This is a genomic window from Pseudomonas sp. LAIL14HWK12:I10, assembly GCF_900184205.1.
Classification (GTDB): Bacteria; Pseudomonadota; Gammaproteobacteria; order Pseudomonadales; family Pseudomonadaceae; genus Aquipseudomonas; species Aquipseudomonas kermanshahensis.
Window position 1 is genome coordinate 77,510 of the sequence record NZ_FXWU01000013.1, and the last position, 17,797, is coordinate 95,306.

13 protein-coding genes are annotated in these 17,797 nt (G+C 62.1%); 1 reads left to right on the forward strand and 12 read right to left on the reverse strand.

The annotated features are described in order from the left end of the window. Positions 1 to 29 precede the first annotated feature (29 nt). The 11 genes from QOS90_RS23775 to QOS90_RS23825 all read right to left on the reverse strand — a co-directional run bounded on the left by QOS90_RS23775 (position 30) and on the right by QOS90_RS23825 (position 14,763). A complete protein-coding gene (locus QOS90_RS23775) occupies positions 30 to 677 on the reverse strand; it encodes an alginate O-acetyltransferase AlgF (protein WP_027595301.1) in 648 nt (215 codons plus the stop codon). Positions 678 to 697: 20 nt separating this feature from the next. Next, positions 698 to 1,855: an alginate O-acetyltransferase gene (locus tag QOS90_RS23780; protein WP_085273968.1), complete on the reverse strand. Its 1,158-nt coding sequence runs from the start codon at positions 1,853 to 1,855 to the stop codon at positions 698 to 700. Between the two features lie 11 nt (positions 1,856 to 1,866). After that, positions 1,867 to 3,324, reverse strand: coding sequence for an MBOAT family O-acyltransferase (locus tag QOS90_RS23785; RefSeq protein WP_085273969.1), 1,458 nt, complete (start codon positions 3,322 to 3,324; stop codon positions 1,867 to 1,869). Positions 3,325 to 3,514: 190 nt separating this feature from the next. Next, positions 3,515 to 4,618 carry a mannuronate-specific alginate lyase gene (locus QOS90_RS23790; protein ID WP_027595304.1) on the reverse strand — a complete coding sequence of 368 codons (1,104 nt, stop codon included), beginning with the start codon at positions 4,616 to 4,618 and terminating at the stop codon, positions 3,515 to 3,517. A 7-nt stretch (positions 4,619 to 4,625) separates the two neighbouring features. After that, positions 4,626 to 6,065: an alginate O-acetyltransferase gene (locus tag QOS90_RS23795; protein ID WP_085273970.1), complete on the reverse strand. Its 1,440-nt coding sequence runs from the start codon at positions 6,063 to 6,065 to the stop codon at positions 4,626 to 4,628. 13 nt (positions 6,066 to 6,078) lie between these two features. Beyond that, positions 6,079 to 7,638 carry a mannuronan 5-epimerase AlgG gene (gene algG, locus QOS90_RS23800; protein ID WP_027595306.1) on the reverse strand — a complete coding sequence of 520 codons (1,560 nt, stop codon included), beginning with the start codon at positions 7,636 to 7,638 and terminating at the stop codon, positions 6,079 to 6,081. A 22-nt stretch (positions 7,639 to 7,660) separates the two neighbouring features. Beyond that, positions 7,661 to 9,139: an alginate export family protein gene (locus tag QOS90_RS23805; protein WP_085273971.1), complete on the reverse strand. Its 1,479-nt coding sequence runs from the start codon at positions 9,137 to 9,139 to the stop codon at positions 7,661 to 7,663. Continuing rightward, complete coding sequence (algK, locus tag QOS90_RS23810; protein WP_085273972.1) at positions 9,136 to 10,530, reverse strand: alginate biosynthesis TPR repeat lipoprotein AlgK; 1,395 nt, start codon at positions 10,528 to 10,530, stop codon at positions 9,136 to 9,138. Before algK ends, QOS90_RS23805 begins: the two co-directional genes overlap by 4 nt. Positions 10,531 to 10,680: 150 nt before the next feature. After that, the gene (locus tag QOS90_RS23815; RefSeq protein WP_027595309.1) at positions 10,681 to 11,847 is read right to left on the reverse strand and encodes an alginate biosynthesis protein Alg44; all 1,167 of its coding nucleotides are present in this window, start codon (positions 11,845 to 11,847) and stop codon (positions 10,681 to 10,683) included. Between the two features lie 36 nt (positions 11,848 to 11,883). After that, the gene (locus QOS90_RS23820) at positions 11,884 to 13,365 is read right to left on the reverse strand and encodes a glycosyltransferase family 2 protein (RefSeq protein WP_172960386.1); all 1,482 of its coding nucleotides are present in this window, start codon (positions 13,363 to 13,365) and stop codon (positions 11,884 to 11,886) included. An 81-nt stretch (positions 13,366 to 13,446) separates the two neighbouring features. After that, positions 13,447 to 14,763, reverse strand: a complete 1,317-nt coding sequence (locus QOS90_RS23825; RefSeq protein WP_027595311.1) for a nucleotide sugar dehydrogenase — start codon at positions 14,761 to 14,763, stop codon at positions 13,447 to 13,449. A 1,259-nt stretch (positions 14,764 to 16,022) separates the two neighbouring features. Here QOS90_RS23825 and QOS90_RS23830 point away from each other — a divergent pair. Continuing rightward, the gene (locus QOS90_RS23830; protein WP_050580770.1) at positions 16,023 to 16,841 is read left to right on the forward strand and encodes an RHS repeat-associated core domain-containing protein; all 819 of its coding nucleotides are present in this window, start codon (positions 16,023 to 16,025) and stop codon (positions 16,839 to 16,841) included. Between the two features lie 122 nt (positions 16,842 to 16,963). Here QOS90_RS23830 and yaaA read toward each other — a convergent pair whose 3' ends face one another. Then, complete coding sequence (gene yaaA, locus QOS90_RS23835; RefSeq protein WP_027595312.1) at positions 16,964 to 17,743, reverse strand: peroxide stress protein YaaA; 780 nt, start codon at positions 17,741 to 17,743, stop codon at positions 16,964 to 16,966. Between the last annotated feature and the right edge of the window lie 54 nt (positions 17,744 to 17,797).

A 17,797-nucleotide genomic window follows, 5' to 3' on the forward strand; every position in this document is an offset into this window, starting at 1 on the left:
TCCAATAAGGTCGTTAATGAGGCAGGGGATCAGTTAGTGGACACTGGGCGGGTAACCCAGACCGGCGACAGGCTGCTGCCGGAACCGGTGACGTACAGCACGGCGGCTTCGCCGCGCTCCAGGGCGACGGGTTTGACGTCGCTGACTTTCTTGTCGCCTGCATACAGGGCGAGGTTGACCTTGACCGGGTTGATCTCACGCTCGCCACGGCCTTTGGCGGCGACCGGCGTTACCACTTCGGTCTTGCCATCGGCGGTCTTCAGGGTCAGCGACTGGTCGCTGAGGTTCTGTACGCGTACCAGGGCTTTCTGCTTGTTCTTGAACGGTGGCTCTTCGATCAGTTGCGGGTTGCCGCTGCCGCTGTTGACCAGGGTGTAGTACTTGTCCGAGGCCAGCTTGACCGGCACGCTCTTGCCGCCCACCTGGGCGGTGTAGTCACCGCCTGGGAGGAAGCTGAAATCGCTGCTGGCCTGGGCGCCGACCTGCTTGATCTGGGTGTTGCCGACCGAGGCAGCGGCAGGTGCGCTAGCGGCGTTGTACAGGCGCACGAAGGTCGAACCTTTCGGTGCGGTCGGGCCGTACAGCGCGGCGTCGGCACCGGCGAAGGCCTGCATCGAGGCAAGGGACAGGCCTGCTGCGAGGGTGAGGGCTTTGGCAATGGAAGTCTTGGTAGTCATGTGCATTTCCTCTCTTTCGATCAGTGGTTCGTCCGGGTGGACGACAGGGCCAGGTTTTCTTCGGATTTACGGGAGTTCTTCAGCTGGGCGATCCACTGCGGATCGAAGCTGCTGAGGTCGTTTTTCATGGGCAGATAACGTTCTGGGAATTCCCACACCACGACTTGTGGCGCGGCATTTTTGAAGGCATCGCTTTGCAGGTACTTGAGCATCGGCAGCAACGGGCCGTGGCCGTCTTCGGCGTAGTTGGCGACGTCGCTGCGCAAGGCTTGCTGCAAGGCACCGAGGAAGTTCCAGTGCGGGTTGGCGCTGTAGCTGGTGCCGACCAGTGCGACCGGGATCTGGCTGTCGGCGAACAGCGCGTCGCCCGCATCGCCAGCGGCTTCGGCTGGGCGCGTGGTGCGTTGCTGCAGGTTGTCCGGGCTCGGCAGCAGGTTGCTGAACAGCGGGTCGAGCGGCAGGAAGTTGGTCAGGTCGCCTTTGTAGGGCGCCGTGTTGCCGGTTTCGGTGATGAAGGTTTGCGGGTCGCCATTGAGCAGGCTCTGGCGGCTGACCGCTTCGGCCAGGGCTTGTGCGGCGACTTCGGCGCCCATCGGCGTCCAGTGCGTGTCGGTGCGCAGGAACACCTGGCCGCGGGCCTTGGCCTGTTCCATGGGCGCCATCAGGTCTGGGGCGAACACGTTGGCCTGGCGGGCTTGGGCATGGAAGCGGTTGTACAGGTCGTCGTGCAGGCTGGCGGGCAGCTCCTTGCCGACGTATTCGGAATAGACCCGCGCCTTGGCCGGCACGATTGCCAGCACCAGCTGGCTGCCGTGTTGTTGCAGGGTGTCGCGCACGCCACGGATCAGCGCCAGGTTTTCTTGCATCAGTTGCTCGGCACCGGCGGTGGGTTTGAACTCTTCATCGCTGAACAACCACTGGTCGCGGCCCAGCACCACGCCCGGGCGGCCTTCGTTGAACAGCTTGAAGTCCAGCGCCGCCCAGAGGTTGGTGCCCAGGCGCTTGATCGGGAACTGCTCGTCGTAGTGGGTCTCGGCAGCCTTGGCCAGCTTGCCGTTGAGCAGGGTCATTTGCGCGGTGCGCTGGAAGCTTTCCAGGCCGCCGGTGGACCAGGCGCCCATGCCGACCAGCAGGCCGAGGAACGACAGCGAATAGGTAATGCGTAATGTCCGGGTCATGGTCATCAACCTCAGAACTGGAAGTAAAGGAACGGCGAATAGCTCTGCGCCGAAAGCTTGAGGATCGAGGCCACGAACAGCAGCAGGACCAGGGCGCGGGTCATCACCCGAGTCCAGTCCAGGCCGATCGAGCCGTCGGCGTTGACCTGCACCGGGGTTGCCTTGGGTGTCGGCTTGGCATTGCGGTAGAAGTCGCGCAGGCCGAAGAACGCCAGGGTGAGGTAGGCGATCACCAGGGTGGCCACCTGCAAGCCGGTCAGCTGGGCGCGGTTGAGCTCCGACAGCTGCCATTCGCCAAAGCTGAACATGGCGGCGTACATGCGCCCGGCCACGTGCAGGTTCTCGGCGCGGAAAATCACCCAGCCGACCACGACCAGCAGGAAGGTGAAGGCCCACTTGACCGGGTTGAAACGCTGCGGGTTGGTGTCGATGCCCAGCGCCCGCTCGATCGCCAGCCACATACCGTGCCAGGCGCCCCAGAGGATGTAGGTGAAGTTGGCGCCGTGCCACAGCCCGCCCAGCAGCATGGTCAGGAACAGGTTGCGGTAGGTGTTGAAGGTGCCTTTGCGGTTGCCGCCCAGGGTGATGTACAGGTAGTCGCGCAGCCAGGTCGACAGGCTGATGTGCCAGCGGCGCCAGAACTCGGTGATCGACTGGCTGATGTAGGGCTGCTTGAAGTTCTCCATGAAGCGGAAGCCCATCATCAGGCCCAGGCCGATGGCCATGTCGCTGTAGCCGCTGAAGTCGAAGTACAGCTGCGCGGTGTAGGCCAGGGCGCCCAGCCAGGCATCGCCGGTGGTCGGGTTCTGCAGGGCGAAACAGTGGTCGGCCACCACCGCCAGGGTGTCGGCGATGAACACTTTCTTGATGAAGCCCTGCATGAAGCGGGTGCAGCCTTCGGAGAATTTGTCCAGGGTGTGGGTGCGGTTGTTGAACTGGTCGACCAGGTCTTTGAAGCGCAGCACGGGGCCGGCGATCAGGTGCGGGAAGATCGCCACGAACGCCGCGAAGTCGATCAGGTTGCGGGTGGCTGGGGTGTCGCCGCGGTACACGTCGATGATGTAGCTGATCGACTCGAAGATGTAGAACGAGATACCGATCGGCAACAGCACGTGGGTGAGGATGAACGGCTCCAGGCCGAACGAGGTGATGATCGCATTGAGGCTGTCGACGCCGAAGTTGGCGTATTTGAAGTAGCCGAGGATGGCCAGGTCGACGCCTACGCCCAGCAGCAGCCAGCGCTGGGCCGGTTTGGTACGCACGCCGGCGGCGCCGACTTTCAGGCCGATCCAGTAGTTCCACAGGGTCACGCCGGCGAACAGGGCGAGGAAGTCCACCCGCCACCAGGCATAGAAGATGTAGCTGGCGATCAGCAGCAGCAGGTTGCGATAGCGTTGCCCGCTCAGGTAGTACAGGCCGAGAAAGATCGGCAAGAACAGGAACAGGAACACGTTGGACGAGAAGACCATCCCGGTTCTCCTAATTTGTTCACAGCATCCAGGGCAAAGCGCCCCCCAAACCCCCCACGCAATGTGGCGGGCTACCTAGATTCCTGTAGGAGCTGGCTTGCCTGCGATGCAAGGCGAAGCCTTGCCCAGCGATAGTCAGGGGCCGCTTCGCGGCCCATCGCCGGCAAGCCGGCTCCCACAGGGTTTTGCGTTATTTCTTCGAAGCCGCGCTCGGGTCATAGACCCGGGTCAGGTTGCCGCCGAGCCTGAAGCTGTCGAACGGCTGCATACCGTGCTTGCGCTGCAGGGTGTCGCCGACGCACTGGTACAGCGCGCACCAGGGCTCGAGCCAGGCGTACTTGCTGTCGACCTTGAGGTCTTTCATGTCCTGTTTTGTACCGGCGCGTTCAGCGAAATGGCGCGGGTCACGGGCGCCGGCCAGCACGCCTTCACCCAGGCGCTGCAGGGCGAAGTTGTTCTCGCTGCGCAGGTCCACGCCATTGACCTTGGCAAAGCTGGCGATCATCGCCAGCGGTGGCAGGGCATAGTTGTGATAAGCCAGGGCGCGCTGCTTGCGTTTGATTTCGTTGGGCAGGAAGCCTTGGTCGTCGATCTGGTTGGCGCCGACCTTGTATTCCTTCACAGCCCAGTCGAACAGGTCGCGACGGTCGGTGGCCACGGCGGTGGCCATCACCGACCAGGCCGCCCAGTAGCTGTGGTTGTTGATCTTCTCCAGCGGCAGGTCGCTCCAGTCGCGCACGGTCTGCTCGGCCAGGCGGGCGAACCAACGCTCGATCTGCTTGGCCTCGGCCTGGTGCGCGGCCAGGGGCTGCGCGTTGGAGAACTTCAGGCGCAGCCACGATCCGCTCATGCTGCCCAGCGCCCATTTGCGCATCGACTTGCCGGTGTGGTTGTAGTCGGTGGACAGCAGGGCGTCGGCCCGCGCCCAGGTTTCGAGCCAGGCCAGCGTGCAGTCGAGCTGCGCCGGGCGGCCGTCACGCATGTACTGGCCGACCATCTTGCTGACGCCTTTCTCCAGCGTGGTGATGTCGGCCGTGGAGTCGCGGAAGGCTTTTTCCGAGGCCACATTGAGGGTCGCCCGAGCCTTGTCGGAGCCTTCGTACTTGCTGCGAAACTGCAGCGCGCCGGTGTACGGCTTGGGGGCAGGTTCGCAGCGGAACTTGCCATCGCTGGTCTTGAGCTTTTCGATCCCCTCGTAGTAACCCAGGGGCGGTACCAGCGCGGCGTGCGCGGCGCCGCCGAACAGGGCCAGGCTGAGCAGGGCGGGGCTGATGAGTCGCTTGAATGGGGTCATGGTCGCCTCACTGGCCGGCTTGCGCGGTTTGCGCAGGCACGGCGAAGTTGTTGCGTTTGCAGAGTTTGGCCTCGACCTTCTGGGTGCCTTTCTCCGGCCCCTGGACCTCGAAGGCCAACAGGTTCTGGCTGGCCCAGTCTTCGTCTTCGCGCATCTGGAAGACGAAGCGGCCGTCGGTGTCGGAGGTTTCCGGTTTCTCCAGCTTGATGTCCTCGTGGCGGCCGTTGAGGTACCAGAGGGTGGCCTGCAGCACCTTCACCGAAGGGTCTTCGAACTTGACGTCCATCTGCAGGTTGCGGTTGATCAGGTCTTTGATCACACCGCCCTTGCCGTTGACCATCAGCTCGTTCTTGCCGGGCTTGAGCGTGGTGCTGGCGCTCATCAGCGCCGGGCGCGCGTCACAGCCATCGTCGAGCAGGCCGAGGATCTGCCGCCAGATGGTTTCCTGGTCCAGGCGATACAGCGGGGAGAACTCCCAGATCAGGATCTTCGGCGGGTTTTTCTGGAACTCTTCGCTGCCCAGGTACTGGATCATCGAGCCTTCCAGGCCACCGCCAGGGAAGGCGACGTTGAGCACGTCGGCGCCAATGTACTGTTCGAGGAAGCCCGAGAAGTTGTAGTTCTTGCCGCTGTGGCTGGTACCGACCAAGGTGATCTGCGCGTTGCCGCCATCGCCGAACAGGTCGTCGCCGCCGCTCGCGCCTTTTGGCTCGGTGGCGAACTGGTCCATGTACTGCACGGCGTAACTGGTGCCGCAGAGCTGGCCGGCGACGTTGTGCAGGGTGCCGGTCTTGCCCATGCGCCCGGACTTCTTGGTTTCGAATTCCTTGCGTGGGATGCCTTCGAAGGCCGGCATGTGGTGCACGGTGTCGGCCACGATCTTGGCGGCGCGCTCGGCGCCATACGGCGTCCAGTGCTGGTCACCGCGGAAGTAGAAGTCTTTGCCCTGGTCGGCGGCGGCCAGTTGCTCGTTGGTCAGCGGCGACAGGTCGGGCACGTTGTAGCCCATCTTGCTGAAGCGCTGGAGCATGGCCTGGTAGTTGCCCAGGGCCTTCTGGTAGTCGAAGGCGGCTTTTTCTTCCGGCTTGAGCATGTTGCGGTTCACCAGGCCACGGGTCGGCTGGTAGACCACGACCAGTTCCACGCCGCGCTTCTTGAACGCGTCGTGCACCTGCTGCAGGCGCTTGTAGCCGGCGGGGGTGGTGTTGAACTCGGTGCGCAGGTCCTCGCGGGTACGGAATAGCCAGTCGCCCTGGGCCTGTACCAGCGTGGTGAAGTTCTGCTGGTAGCGGGTGGTGTAGCGGCTGGCGTCGTGCGCCTCGGGGCACAGTTGGCAGCAGGGTTCGGCGCTGAACGTCGGAGCTTTCACCTCGTCGGCGCGCACGCCCTGGCTGATCGCCAGAAGGGCGGCGGACAGGCCCAGCAGTTTCATCAGGTGTGGAGTCATGGTCTGGGCTTCCTTAATCGATCATTTCGGTCTGGCGTTCGACCGGGTCGATCAGCACAGCCTTTTGCTGGCGCACCAGCAGGTCGAGGATTTCGTCCTGGCGCTCGCCGAGGATGCCGTTGAGGCTGATGCCGTTGGCCTTGCGCGGCGCGAGCATCGACACCTTGTACAACTCGACCGACAGCGGCGAGTCGATCGACAGCGGCCCGGAGCCGTTGGCCGCCAGCTCACCGCCCACCACGATCAGCGAGACTTTGGTGTCGAACGGGTCGAGGGCGATGTCGCGGTCGGTGTCGGACAAGTCTTTGATGTGCCCGTAGACACCCACCAGGCCATTGGCCATGGCGACGTTTTCGTACAGGCGGATGTTCACGCTATTGCGCACGCGGATGCCGTGGCGGCGGTTGTTGATCAGCTTGTTGCCCCAGATCAGGTTGTCGCCGCTTTCGTACAAGGTGATGCCGTCGGTGTGGTTGCGGTAGATCTCGTTGTAGGCGATCAGGTTGTTCACGCTGTTACGGTCGATCACCACGCCCGAGAGCTTGTTGTCGTAGCTCTTGTTGTTGATGATCCAGCTGTCGTTGACCTCACGCGAGACGATGATCCCGTGCTTTTTCTTGGTGCCGTACACCGTGTTGCCGGCGATGATCAGTCGGTGCGAACGGTCGTGCGGGTCAATGCCGTAGACGATGTTGTCGCGGTAGGTGTTGTCCTTGACCACGAAGTCCTGCGTCTCGTAGCAGTAGAAGCCGTACCACATGTCGCTGAACTCCGAGCCGATGATCCAGCCGGTCGGCTCCGGGCGGCCCATGCGCTTGGCCATGTTCGGCGTGTACTGCGAGATGCTCACACCGTACGACTTGGACTTGGCGTAGCCGAAGCTGGCCATCTTGGTGTTGACGATGTAGGTCTCGGTGCCGCCCCACGACAGCAGGAACGGGCGGAATTCCTTGGGCGAGCGGAAGGTCGCCGGGCCGTTGTCCTTCTCGCGCCAGCCGGTGACCTGGGTGTCGCTGACGAACAGCTTGCCGTCGTTGACCAGAAACGCGCCGCCCTCCTGGGACAGGCGCAGTTGCTTGACCTTGCCGTTGATTTCGAGGATGCCCTTCTGCCCGACCACGATTGGCAGGCGCGCCAGGTACACCCCCGGCTCGACTTCGCTGAGGTACTGCTTGGGTACCTTTTTGCTCAGCTCGACCAAGTCGACATGGCCGTCATCGACGAAGATCGCCTGGGGGATGCCGTGCTGGCGTTGCACCCATTCGGCGGCCTTGTTGTCGCCACCGATGAACTCCTTCAGCGACTCTTCCTGCAGCATGCGGCGCACGCTGACTTTGCCTTTGTGGCGGCGGTCGATCTTGTTCTGCACGGCCTCGGCAGTGAAGCCGCTGAGGTCGGGCAGTTTCGGTGGGTCCATGTGCAGCGGCTCGGTGGGCGCGCTGGACACGGTGTAGGTCTTGGCCTGCTGCAGTTCCTTGGCGATCACCGTGGGTTCTGCGGCGACGGCAAGGCCTGAGGCCAGCAGCAAGGCGCTGGCCAGGAGGCTGTGACGTAGGTGCGGGTGAAGGGGCATGACAAGAAATCCTCTACCGGCCTCAGAAGCGCCAGATCACGTCGACAAAGGCACGGTGCATGTACGAGTCCGCTTCCTTGCCATAGGCGTCACCTGGCTTGAACACACCGGCGCGCAGGCGCACCAGCGCGGACGGTTCGTCGATTGCCTGGCTCATCGAAGCGGGCAACAGGCCCTGCTTGAAGTACTTGGTGACGACCACGTCCATCTCCTGGCCGAGGTCTTTTTCGCCATTGATCAGCGGGCGGTTCACGCCGTTGTCGTTGACCGCAGCGTTGATGCCGCTGGAGCCAATGTTCTGCTCGCCATCGACGCGCCAGAACTTGTGGTAGATCAGGCTGGCGTCGTAGTCGTCGCGCAGTTGCCACGAGGCAAACAGGGTGGCCGCCTGCAGGTTGCCCAACTCGCCACGGAAGGCCTCGCCGAAGCGGTGCACACGCGAGCGGGTACCGGTGAAGTTGGAGCGGTTGCTCTCAAGGCCGGTCTGCTCGAAGTTGTTCGAGCCGTCATCGCCACCGCCGCCGCTGCCACGGGCGTAGGCCGCACCGACTTGCCAGTTGGGGTCAAGGCGCAGGCGGATGCCGAGGTCGGTGGCCCAGGCGTTGACGTCGCCGCTCTGCTTGCCGGTGGCCACTTGATCGTCGCCCACCTGTTGGCTGCTGAGCTTGTCGCGGTCACCGGTCAGCCAGGTCAGGCTGCCCCAGTAGTTGACGGTGTGGTCGTTGCGCCAGTTGTAGGCGTCACTGTTGGCTTCCAGGCCCAGCCAGGTGAGGTCGCCGGTGCGGGTCTTGTCGAGCGCGTCGATCGTCTCGCCGGGGCTTTTCAGGCTGCCGCTGTCATGGGTGTGGTGGGCACGCAGGCCGACCCAGTGGCCGGGGGTCCATTGCGTGGCGACGTTACCGTAGAGGTGCGTGCGGTCTTTGTCTTCCGGGGCCAGTTCGGTGAGGTCGGTGCGGTACTCGCTGAAGCGCTGAGCCACGCCCAGGTCGGCCTTGAGCAGGGTGGTGTCGAAGGTCCAGTTGAGGGCTTCGATGTTGGTGTCGCGCCACATGCCGTCGTCGCTGCGCAGGCGCTGGCGGCCTAAGCGCAGTTGCTCGCCAGGGTACTGGGTGAGGCCGCTGTAGCCGACCCAGAACTCGCGCATGGCCAGGTAGCTTTTGTCCGGCTTGCGGCTGTCGTCACCGGTGTCGGTGGTGGTGCCGTCGTCGTTCTGGCGCAGGGTGTCGGTTTCGATGGTGTCGGTGGCCGCGACGGCCTGGCCCATGGCGTAGGCGCTCCAGTTGCCGCGCTCGCCGTACACCCAGGGGCGCAGGTCGAGGCCGAGGCCGTTGACGTCACCGCCGGGCCGGGTGCCGAGGTCGCGATCGTCTTCCGACTGGCCGGTGATTTTCACGTCCAGGCCGAAGTTTTTCTGCGCGGTCATGTCGGCCAGGGTCGGGCAGGACCACAGCAGGGCGAAGCTCAGGCCGATGCCGGCTTTCACGAAGGGATTGAGCGTCATAGCGAGTCCTCACCGTCTACTTCTTGTTCGTCGTCTTGCAGGGCTTCGAGGGCCAGGGTGCTGTTGGCGCCTTGGGCCATGCTGCCGCGCGCCTGTTTTTCCTGCGTCAGCAGGGTTTGCGCCTGGCTGCGCTGGTCTGGCGTGAGTTGCTGATCGAGTTGCTGCAGCAGTTCGGCCGACTGTGGCGTCGGGTTGGCCTGCGACAGTTGCGCGAACACCCAGGCGTTGCCAGGTTGCGGGCGGATGCCATGGCCTTCGCTGAACAGCTGGGCCAAGGCATAGTCGGCGCTGTTCTGGCCGCCACGGGCGGCAGCGAGCAGGTGGTCGACGGCCTTCTGTGGCTCGACATTGCCTAGGTAACCGCGGCGGTACAGCTGGCCCAGGTAGTAATGGGCGCTGACCTCGCCAGCGTCGGCGGCGGCCTGCAGGTGCTGTTCGGCTTTTACCGCATCGGCGGGCAGCGTCTTGCCTTCGTAGTAGAGGCGGCCCAGCAGCAGTTCGGCGCGTGGCTGTTCGGCGGCGCGGCCTTTGTCGATGTAGGCCAGTAGCTGGTCGGTGTCGCCCAGCTCGGGGAAGTCGTAGACCAGTTGCGCAAGGCTGACCCACGACGCCGGGTTGGCCGGCGCCACCTGTTCGAGCAGGTCCTTGGCGGTTTTTTCGTCGGTCTGGCCGAGGCTGCGGTCAGCCAGCACACGGGCGACGCTGTCGACCCGGGTGGCCGGTACGGCGCCGCGGGCATAGGCCGCCTTGAGCTGGCCGAGCAGGGCGGCTTGCTGGTCGGGCTGGCCGCGCTTCTGGTACACGGTGGCCAGTTCGACGTAGCAGATGTCGGTGGTATTGAGCGCGGCTTTGCAGATGCTCTCGACCTCGCCCAGGTGCTGGTCGTAGGTGCCTTGGGTGCGATACAGCAGCACCTGGGCCAGGCCCGCTTCCGGGTTGCCGGCGGCGCGCCACTGGTCGATCTGTTGCTGCGCGTTGACGTTGGGGAAGCTCTGCGGGTATTGCAGGTAGAGCATCGCCAGCGGGATCAAGGTATTGCTTTCGCCTTGCTGGGCGGCGCGTTTGAGCAGCGTTTCGGCCTCTTCACGTTCAGCCTGGGTGCTGTCGGGCTTGGCCACCAGCAGGCGGCCTAGCCGAGCCTGGGCCCGTGGCGAAGTGGAGGATGCGGCGCGGTAGGTGGCTTCGGCTTGCTTGATCTGCGCCGGGTCGCGGGTGGCGACCTTGATGTCGGCCAGGCCGACTTGCGCATCGCTGTAGCCGAGGTCGGCCAGGGCCTTGTAGTTGCGCTCGGCCAAGGCGGTGTCGCCGCGCTTGAGGGCTTCGTTGGCCAGGCGCTGGTCAGGCAGGCCGGCACAGCCGGCCAGCGTGATGGCGGCGGCTAGGGCGCACATCCCAAGGTTCACACGGACCCTGTGGGAGCCGGCTTGCCGGCGAGAGGCCTGCGCGGGCGACACATCTGCTGGGCGAGTGCTGCGCACTCGATCGCCGGCAAGCCGGCTCCCACAGGTATCGGGTTGTGTGCTAATCATCGGCTTGTCCTCTTACAGCCCACGGGCCACGGCTTTGTCGATCAGCCAGTTGAACGACGGCCCGCGGTCGCTGCTGACCGAAGCAGGGCGCCCGGCAAGTTCTGCTGGCAGGCCGCTGTCAGGCTTGATCTGCACACGGATGTCGGAGGCCAGGTCTTCGCTGTTGAGGCTGGCGCTGCTGACGATCTGGCCGGTGCGCACTTCGTCTTCGCCGGCCACCTGGAAGTTGACCCGGGTGCCGGGCGTGACCTCGTCGAACTGGCGGTAGCTGAAGCGCGCTTCGACCATCGGGTTGGTGGTGCGTGGGATCAGCTGGAAGATCGGTTGGCCCTTGGCGGCGTACTGGCCGTCATCCACCAGTTGGCGGGCGACCACGCAATCGCAGGGGCTGGTGAGGGTGCCGGAAAGCTGCTTGCCGAACAGTTCCTCAACCTTGGCCGGCTCCAGTTGCGAGTCGTCCAGGTGGCCTTTGAGCATGTCCAGCATGCTGGTGCTGAAACTCGCCAGGGGCGCGCCCTTGACCACTTGGCCGCCGCTTTCAACCAAGCTGTTCACGGTGCCGTCGCGGGGCATGGTGACGCTGGTGGTGGGCACTGCGACCACGCCAGCTTCGGCGTGGCTGACGAAGTACATGCCGTACAGCGACTTGGCAACGAAACCGAAGGCGGCCACGCCGATCACGAACACGCCGAGGGTCACGCTGACCGCCTTGAGGCGGCCGAAGGCGGTCAGGCCGGCACCGCCATCCTTCTGCTTGCGCGCCTTGGTGAAGTTGTCGCGCTGCAGCGTGCTGAGCACATCACCGATGCTGATCAGCTCACCCGACAGGTGGCTGGTGATGATGTGCCGCAGGGTGGCGATGTCGCGCGGCTCCAGGTTCTGGAACTGCGCGCCGGTACGGCCATTGCTGGGGTTGAAGGAGCGCACCTGGAACTCGATGTCGATCGACAGGCCCAGGTTGTCGACCACGAACTGCAGCCGCCCGCGCAGCACATCGCCCACCGACAGTTGCTGTTTGGTGTGGAAGCTCAGGCCACCGGCGGACAGGTCATCGACCTTCACTTCGTGGGTTTGGCGCTGGTTATCCAGGAAGCGCAGCTTGGCTGGAATGCGCACCCGGGCGTGTTGGCGCTGGGCTTCGGACTCATGCACGACGTTGACGTTCACGGCGGTATTCATGGTGGTTTGTTCCTGTTAGATCCGATCCGGTTGGGCTCACACGACCATGAACAGCACAGCAACGAAGATGCTGGCCGCCGAGAAGGTCATGGTCCGCGAGGACCAGGTGTTGAACCATTGTTGAAAGCTGGCGAGGTCACGTTTGAGGGCAGTGGGCTGGCGGGTCCAGGACTGCTTGTCGAGGCGGAAGAACACGTAGATCTTCATCATCGCGCCGACGATCTGGTTGTAATAAAGGATCAGCGGATAGGCCGGCCCGACCTTGTGCCCGGAGCACAGCAGCATCACGGTCAGGATCAGGCGAGTGATGCCGATCCACAGCAGGTACACCAGCAGGAAACCCAGGCCAAACTTGAGGCTGGCGATCACCGCCACGGTCAGGCCCAGCAGGCTGGTCCACATCGACACGCGCTGGTCGAACAGGACGATGCTGGTGAACAGCCCAAGGCGCCGCAGGCCCAGGCCCAACGCGCGGGAGTTCTGCCGCAGGTTGTTGCCGTACCAGCGGTACATCAGTTTGCGGCTGGCCTTGAGGAAGCTTTTTTCGGGCGGGTGCTCGACGGTGTTGATGGCGGCATCCGGCACGTAGAAGGTGTCGTAGCCCAAGCGCATCAGGCTGAACCAGCTGGACTTGTCGTCACCGGTGAGGAACTTGAAGCGGCCCAGGCGCCAGTGCATCAGCGAGTCGCTTTCGACGTCGGCGATGAACTCGGGGTTGGTCACCACACTGGCGCGGAACATCGACATGCGCCCGGTCATGGTCAGCACGCGCTTGGACAGGGCCATCGAACACATGTTGATGTGGCGCTGGGCGAAGCGCAGCTTGTGCCACTCGCTCATGATGTAGCCGCCGCGCACTTCGCAGAATTCGTTGGTGGTCAGGCCACCGACATTGGGGTAGAGCTTGAACCACGGCACGGTCTTGCAGACCACGCCATCGGCCAGCACGGTGTCGCCGTCGATCACGGCCACCACGGCGTTTTCGTCTGGCAGCATCCGCGAGATGGCGCGAAAACCATAGGCCAGGCCGTCACGCTTGCCGGTGCCGGCGATGCGCACGATGTCCAGCTTGACGTGTGCCGGCGGGTTGTATTTGGCCCACAGGCTTTTCACCAGCAGCTCGTCCGACATCTCCACCAGCGAGCAGACCACCGTGGTGGGGAAGCCGCAGTTGATAGCTTCGCGGATCACCGAGCTGTACACCTGCGCGGTGGTCAGCGCATCGATACGAAAGCTGGTGACCATCAGGTACACGTGGGACGGGTCTGCAGCCTTGCCCAGCTTCTGCACCTTGCGGCGCAGGTACGGGTAGACGGCGTACAGGAAGATCATGCCGCGGATGAAATGGGTGGCGCCCATCGAGTAGCGCCAGATGCCGACTGCGCCGACCAGGAAGATGAAGTGCTTCGACTGCGAGTCGAAGATATCGGCCGGCAGGGCCAGGGCGATCAACATGAGCAGGCTCATGTAGAGCAGCCACCCGGCGCACTGCAACAGCACTGTCTGGAGCCTTTGCATGTTCAGCATCCGTCGCGAAATCAGGGAAGGAAGGGCAGCGCGTGTTCCCTGAGGAGCACCTGCGCTGCCCGGCCAAGGGTGTTACCAGCAGATGCCTTCGGTACGGCTGGTGCCGCAGGTGGCTTTGCTCATGAAGCCCACCAGGTCGATCACCTGTTTGCCTTCCGGCGCTTGCTGGGCAAGGGCGCGGAACTGCTCGTCACGGTTGCCCAGGACGATGATGTCGGCGTTGTCGATGACCTGCTGGAAGTCGGCGTTGAGCAGCGAGGAAACGTGCGGGATCTTCGATTCGATGTAGTCCTTGTTGGCGCCGTGAACACGGGCGTACTGGACGTTCTCGTCGTAGATGCCCAGCTGGTAGCCCTTGCCGATCAGGCGTTCGGCCAGTTCCACCAGCGGGCTTTCACGCAGGTCGTCGGTACCGGCCTTGAAGCTCAGGCCGAGCAAGGCGACCTTGCGCTTGTCGTGGGCTTCGATCAGCTCGAAGGCGTTCTGCACCTGCGACTCGTTGCTGGCCATCAGCGAATCGAGCAGTGGCGCTCGCACGTCGAGGCTGGCGGCGCGGTAGGTGAGGGCGCGCACGTCCTTCGGCAGGCACGAGCCGCCGAAGGCGAAGCCTGGGCGCATGTAGTACTGCGACAGGTTCAGTACCTTGTCCTGGCAGACCACGTCCATTACGTCGCGACCATCGACACCCACTGCCTTGGCGATGTTGCCGATTTCGTTGGCGAAGGTGACCTTGGTGGCGTGCCACACGTTGCAGGTGTACTTGATCATCTCGGCCACTTCGATCGGCTTGCGGATGATCGGTGCGTCGAGTTCTTCGTACAGGCTTTGCAGCACGTCGCCGCTGGCGCTGTCCAGTTCACCGATGACCGTCATCGGTGGCTGGTCGTAGTCCTTGATCGCGGTGCTTTCGCGCAGGAACTCAGGGTTGACCGCAACACCGAAGTCGACCCCGGCCTTTTTGCCCGAGCAGTCTTCGAGGATCGGGATCACCACGTTCTTCACGGTGCCCGGCAGCACGGTGCTGCGGACCACGATGGTGTGGCGGCGGGTGGTGTCACGCAGCACGTAGCCGATTTCGCGGCACACCGACTCGATGTACTCAAGGCCCAGGTCGCCGTTCTTCTTGCTGGGCGTACCGACGCAGATCATCGACACATCGCTGGCGCGGATGGCCTCGGCGAAGTCGGTGGTGCCGCGCAGGCGGCCATTGGCGATGCCCTGTTGCAGCAGTGCTTCCAGGCCAGGTTCGACGATGGGCGACTTGCCCTGGTTGATCAGGTCGATCTTGGTGCTGGACACGTCCACACCAATCACTTCATGGCCTCGCGCCGTCAGGCAGCCTGCACAGACCGCCCCTACATAACCCAAACCAAAGATGCTGATACGCATCGCTATCACCTCATGTGTGTTTATCACGCCGGCTCCTTCGGAAAGAGCCGGGCCAGGTTGATTAACAACAGTTTTTGGGCGCACGGGTCCATGGCGAATGCACACTTCGCCGAGCGCAGGCAAAATTATTCCGGAGCGCGAAAAGTTGTGCGCTCAAACTTGGCAGTAAAAAGCCATTATTAAAAAACGTGCCTTGGCGTGCAGCCGTCTTTATTGCAATGCGCTACGTGGCGCGCTGCTGTGCTTGTTTTTTCAAGTGGATAAATCCTTTGAAATCAACCACTAGGACGATTTGTAAGGGCGCGTCTCTCCTGCGTGGACAGGGCTCTTGGGGGGTGCCCGTTATACCTGTCGAAGTTGCTGTGGCGGGCAGTGGATACCTGCCGTTGTCATCTGTAAGTCATCTCTCACAGCCCAGGGGCAGGAAAATCGTTACGGCACTATGAGCGATCCGGTATGACAGAAGTTCCTGGCTGGGTTTTGCCCGGATGAAAGATTTCTAAATAATTCTTCAGTGATAAATAGTTTCAATCTGATAGCACTGGGGCGTTTCGTCCCGGTATATAAAGGGCGAGATTGAGGGGGGATGTTTTAATGCCAGTATCGAAAAATATTTTTCAAAAAACGTCAAAAAAGGTACGAACGGTCTTATGGCGTTTGGCGATAAAGGGTGGGCTGGTGGTTTTTTGGCGTCGGAATTGTGGCGTGGTGGCGGTTGATGGCTATTTGCCGTGATGGATTGTGTGGGGGTTGGTGCCTGGCGGGGGATTTTCTGGGGTTTCGAGATCGAGCGCCGCCCGCGCGGCGCATCGCGAGCAACGCTCGCTCCTGCGTTTGTTTCGGGCCAGTCACGCCTGTGAAGGCGGCGCGCGACCGCCTCCCACAAGGTTAATTGGCCCGAAACAACTGTAGGAGCAGCCTTGTGCTGCGAAGCGCCGCGGGGCGGCGCTCGGTCTTGAAGCCGCAGATGTCATGTCGGGCAACTGGCTGCCTCTGCCCCAATTTCAGATATGTACCCCCGTATCAAAATAATACAGTGATTACAGTCAGGTTTCGCTGAGCGCTGTAAGTTATTTCTCCGTACAGAGTAATCCTGTCTTTTACGCCATCGCGATACTTGCTCGCTAAAGCGCCAAATGCTTGAGGCCGTTTGCTAAAGGCTCTTACAAGCTATCAGATCTGTTAGTAGTTTCACGGGTAAAACTTATAAACACTGGCAGGCAATTCGGGGGTGTGCACGGTAAAAGAAGGAGTTAACGATGGAGTGTGATAAACGCACGGCACGGTATTTCTATCAAGGAAATAAGTTGGCTAGCGTAAAAAAGGCTACACAGGATTGTACAATTGTCCGCGTCGCGAAACAGCCGTTAGCAGAGTGTCGCTCCAGCGATAGTTTCGTAGGTTTGCTGGCGGTTGATAGGGCAGGGTCTGTAATTCAACACATGCAGAGAAGCGACGGGGAACATTGTGCCTATTCAGTGTATGGGTACGCCCCGCAGCCCCTAACGCACCTAGCCCTGGGGTTCAATGGCGAGCAGCTGGAGCAGAGCACCGATCGCTATTGGTTAGGCCAGGGCTATCGGAAATACGATTCACGGTTAATGCGATTTCTTTCCCCTGACCGAATAAGCCCTTTTGGCGCGGGCGGGCTGAATGCCTATGGTTACTGTACAGGCGACCCTGTTAATTATAGTGACCCTAGCGGACGCATGAGAGATTGGGTCGCATTTTTGCTTTACAGGAAGAAGCTGGCGAGTATACGTAGTCATCTGAAAATGGTAAAGCGGAGGCTGGAGGATGAAAATGAAAGGTATGCCAAGCGATTGGAGCGTTTCGACAAAGAGTCGACTACGGAAAACCACAGAAGGTTAACGAAAACAGAAGATAAGCGTGATAAGGCTCAGGGAGAGCTGGACTACTATCAAGAGCAAGAAAAACACTATAGATATAAAAAGGCGAAGGCCCGATACGCGGGTCACACTGAAGAAGCACTGCATAAGAAGCTGCTAGATAAGAGAGGCTGGAATATCGGTGCTGCAGAGCTTCAGCGAATAGCTACAGCGGTACGTAGTTATTAGAGGTTGGGGGGAGTGTGCGTAGGTTTCGTGGTAATGGAACAGAGTGAGCGTATTGACAGAAATGTCCGAGATTGTGACAAAAGGAGCAGCTAGGGGTTCTGCTCCTTGCATCAACTGTGTCTCTAGACGTCCGGCTGATCCCGCAAAAACACCAGATGATCCGCCTTCGACTGCTCGGCACTGTAGTAGTACCCCTGCACGTCGAACTGCTTCAACTGCTCTGGGTCGCTGATGCGCTGCTCGATCACGAAGCGGCTCATCATCCCGCGGGCTTTCTTGGCGTAGAAGCTGATGATCTTGTACTGGCCGTTCTTGAAGTCCTTGAAGTCGACGTTGATCACGCGGGCCTTCAGGGCGCTGCGTTTTACCGCGCTGAAGTACTCATTGCTGGCCAGGTTCAGCAGCACGTCATCACCTTGGTCGGCCAGGGCCTGGTTCAGCCATTCGCTGATGCGCGTGCCCCAGAAGGCATACAGGTCCTTGCCGCGGGCATTGGCCAGCTTGGTGCCCATTTCCAGGCGGTACGGCTGCATCAGGTCGAGCGGGCGCAGCAGGCCGTACAGGCCAGAGAGCATGCGCAGGTGGTCCTGGGCATAGCTGAAGTCGTCTTCGCCAAGGCTCTCGGCGTCCAGACCGGTGTACACGTCACCTTTGAACGCCAGCAACGCTTGCTTGGCGTTGGCCGGGGTGAAGTCTGGGGTCCAGCTGCCGAAACGGGCGGCGTTGAGGCCGGCGAGTTTGTCGGACAGGTGCATCAGTTCACTGATCTGGGCGGGCGACAGCTCGCGCAGTTGCACGATCAGTGCCTGGGAGTCGTCCAGGTACTGGGGCAGGGTGAAACGCTCGGTCACCGGCGGGGTGTCGTAGTCGAGGGTCTTGGCGGGGGAAATCACCGTCAGCATCGGGTCGGCTCCTGGAATCGTTGCCGGGGATTCTACGGGCTGGGCCTGGCAAGT

What these genes read in the sequence shown, in the direction of transcription:
- QOS90_RS23820 (WP_172960386.1), bottom strand. Translation starts at nt 13,365, where the DNA reads ATGCAAAGGCTCCAGACAGTGCTGTTGCAGTGCGCCGGGTGGCTGCTC.
- QOS90_RS23785 (WP_085273969.1), bottom strand. Translation starts at nt 3,324, where the DNA reads ATGGTCTTCTCGTCCAACGTGTTCCTGTTCCTGTTCTTGCCGATCTTT.
- algK (WP_085273972.1), bottom strand. Translation starts at nt 10,530, where the DNA reads ATGTGCGCCCTAGCCGCCGCCATCACGCTGGCCGGCTGTGCCGGCCTG.
- QOS90_RS23790 (WP_027595304.1), bottom strand. Translation starts at nt 4,618, where the DNA reads ATGACCCCATTCAAGCGACTCATCAGCCCCGCCCTGCTCAGCCTGGCC.
- QOS90_RS23825 (WP_027595311.1), bottom strand. Translation starts at nt 14,763, where the DNA reads ATGCGTATCAGCATCTTTGGTTTGGGTTATGTAGGGGCGGTCTGTGCA.
- algG (WP_027595306.1), bottom strand. Translation starts at nt 7,638, where the DNA reads ATGCCCCTTCACCCGCACCTACGTCACAGCCTCCTGGCCAGCGCCTTG.
- QOS90_RS23780 (WP_085273968.1), bottom strand. Translation starts at nt 1,855, where the DNA reads ATGACCCGGACATTACGCATTACCTATTCGCTGTCGTTCCTCGGCCTG.
- QOS90_RS23795 (WP_085273970.1), bottom strand. Translation starts at nt 6,065, where the DNA reads ATGACTCCACACCTGATGAAACTGCTGGGCCTGTCCGCCGCCCTTCTG.
- QOS90_RS23775 (WP_027595301.1), bottom strand. Translation starts at nt 677, where the DNA reads ATGACTACCAAGACTTCCATTGCCAAAGCCCTCACCCTCGCAGCAGGC.
- QOS90_RS23805 (WP_085273971.1), bottom strand. Translation starts at nt 9,139, where the DNA reads ATGACGCTCAATCCCTTCGTGAAAGCCGGCATCGGCCTGAGCTTCGCC.
- QOS90_RS23815 (WP_027595309.1), bottom strand. Translation starts at nt 11,847, where the DNA reads ATGAATACCGCCGTGAACGTCAACGTCGTGCATGAGTCCGAAGCCCAG.
- yaaA (WP_027595312.1), bottom strand. Translation starts at nt 17,743, where the DNA reads ATGCTGACGGTGATTTCCCCCGCCAAGACCCTCGACTACGACACCCCG.
- QOS90_RS23830 (WP_050580770.1), top strand. Translation starts at nt 16,023, where the DNA reads ATGGAGTGTGATAAACGCACGGCACGGTATTTCTATCAAGGAAATAAG.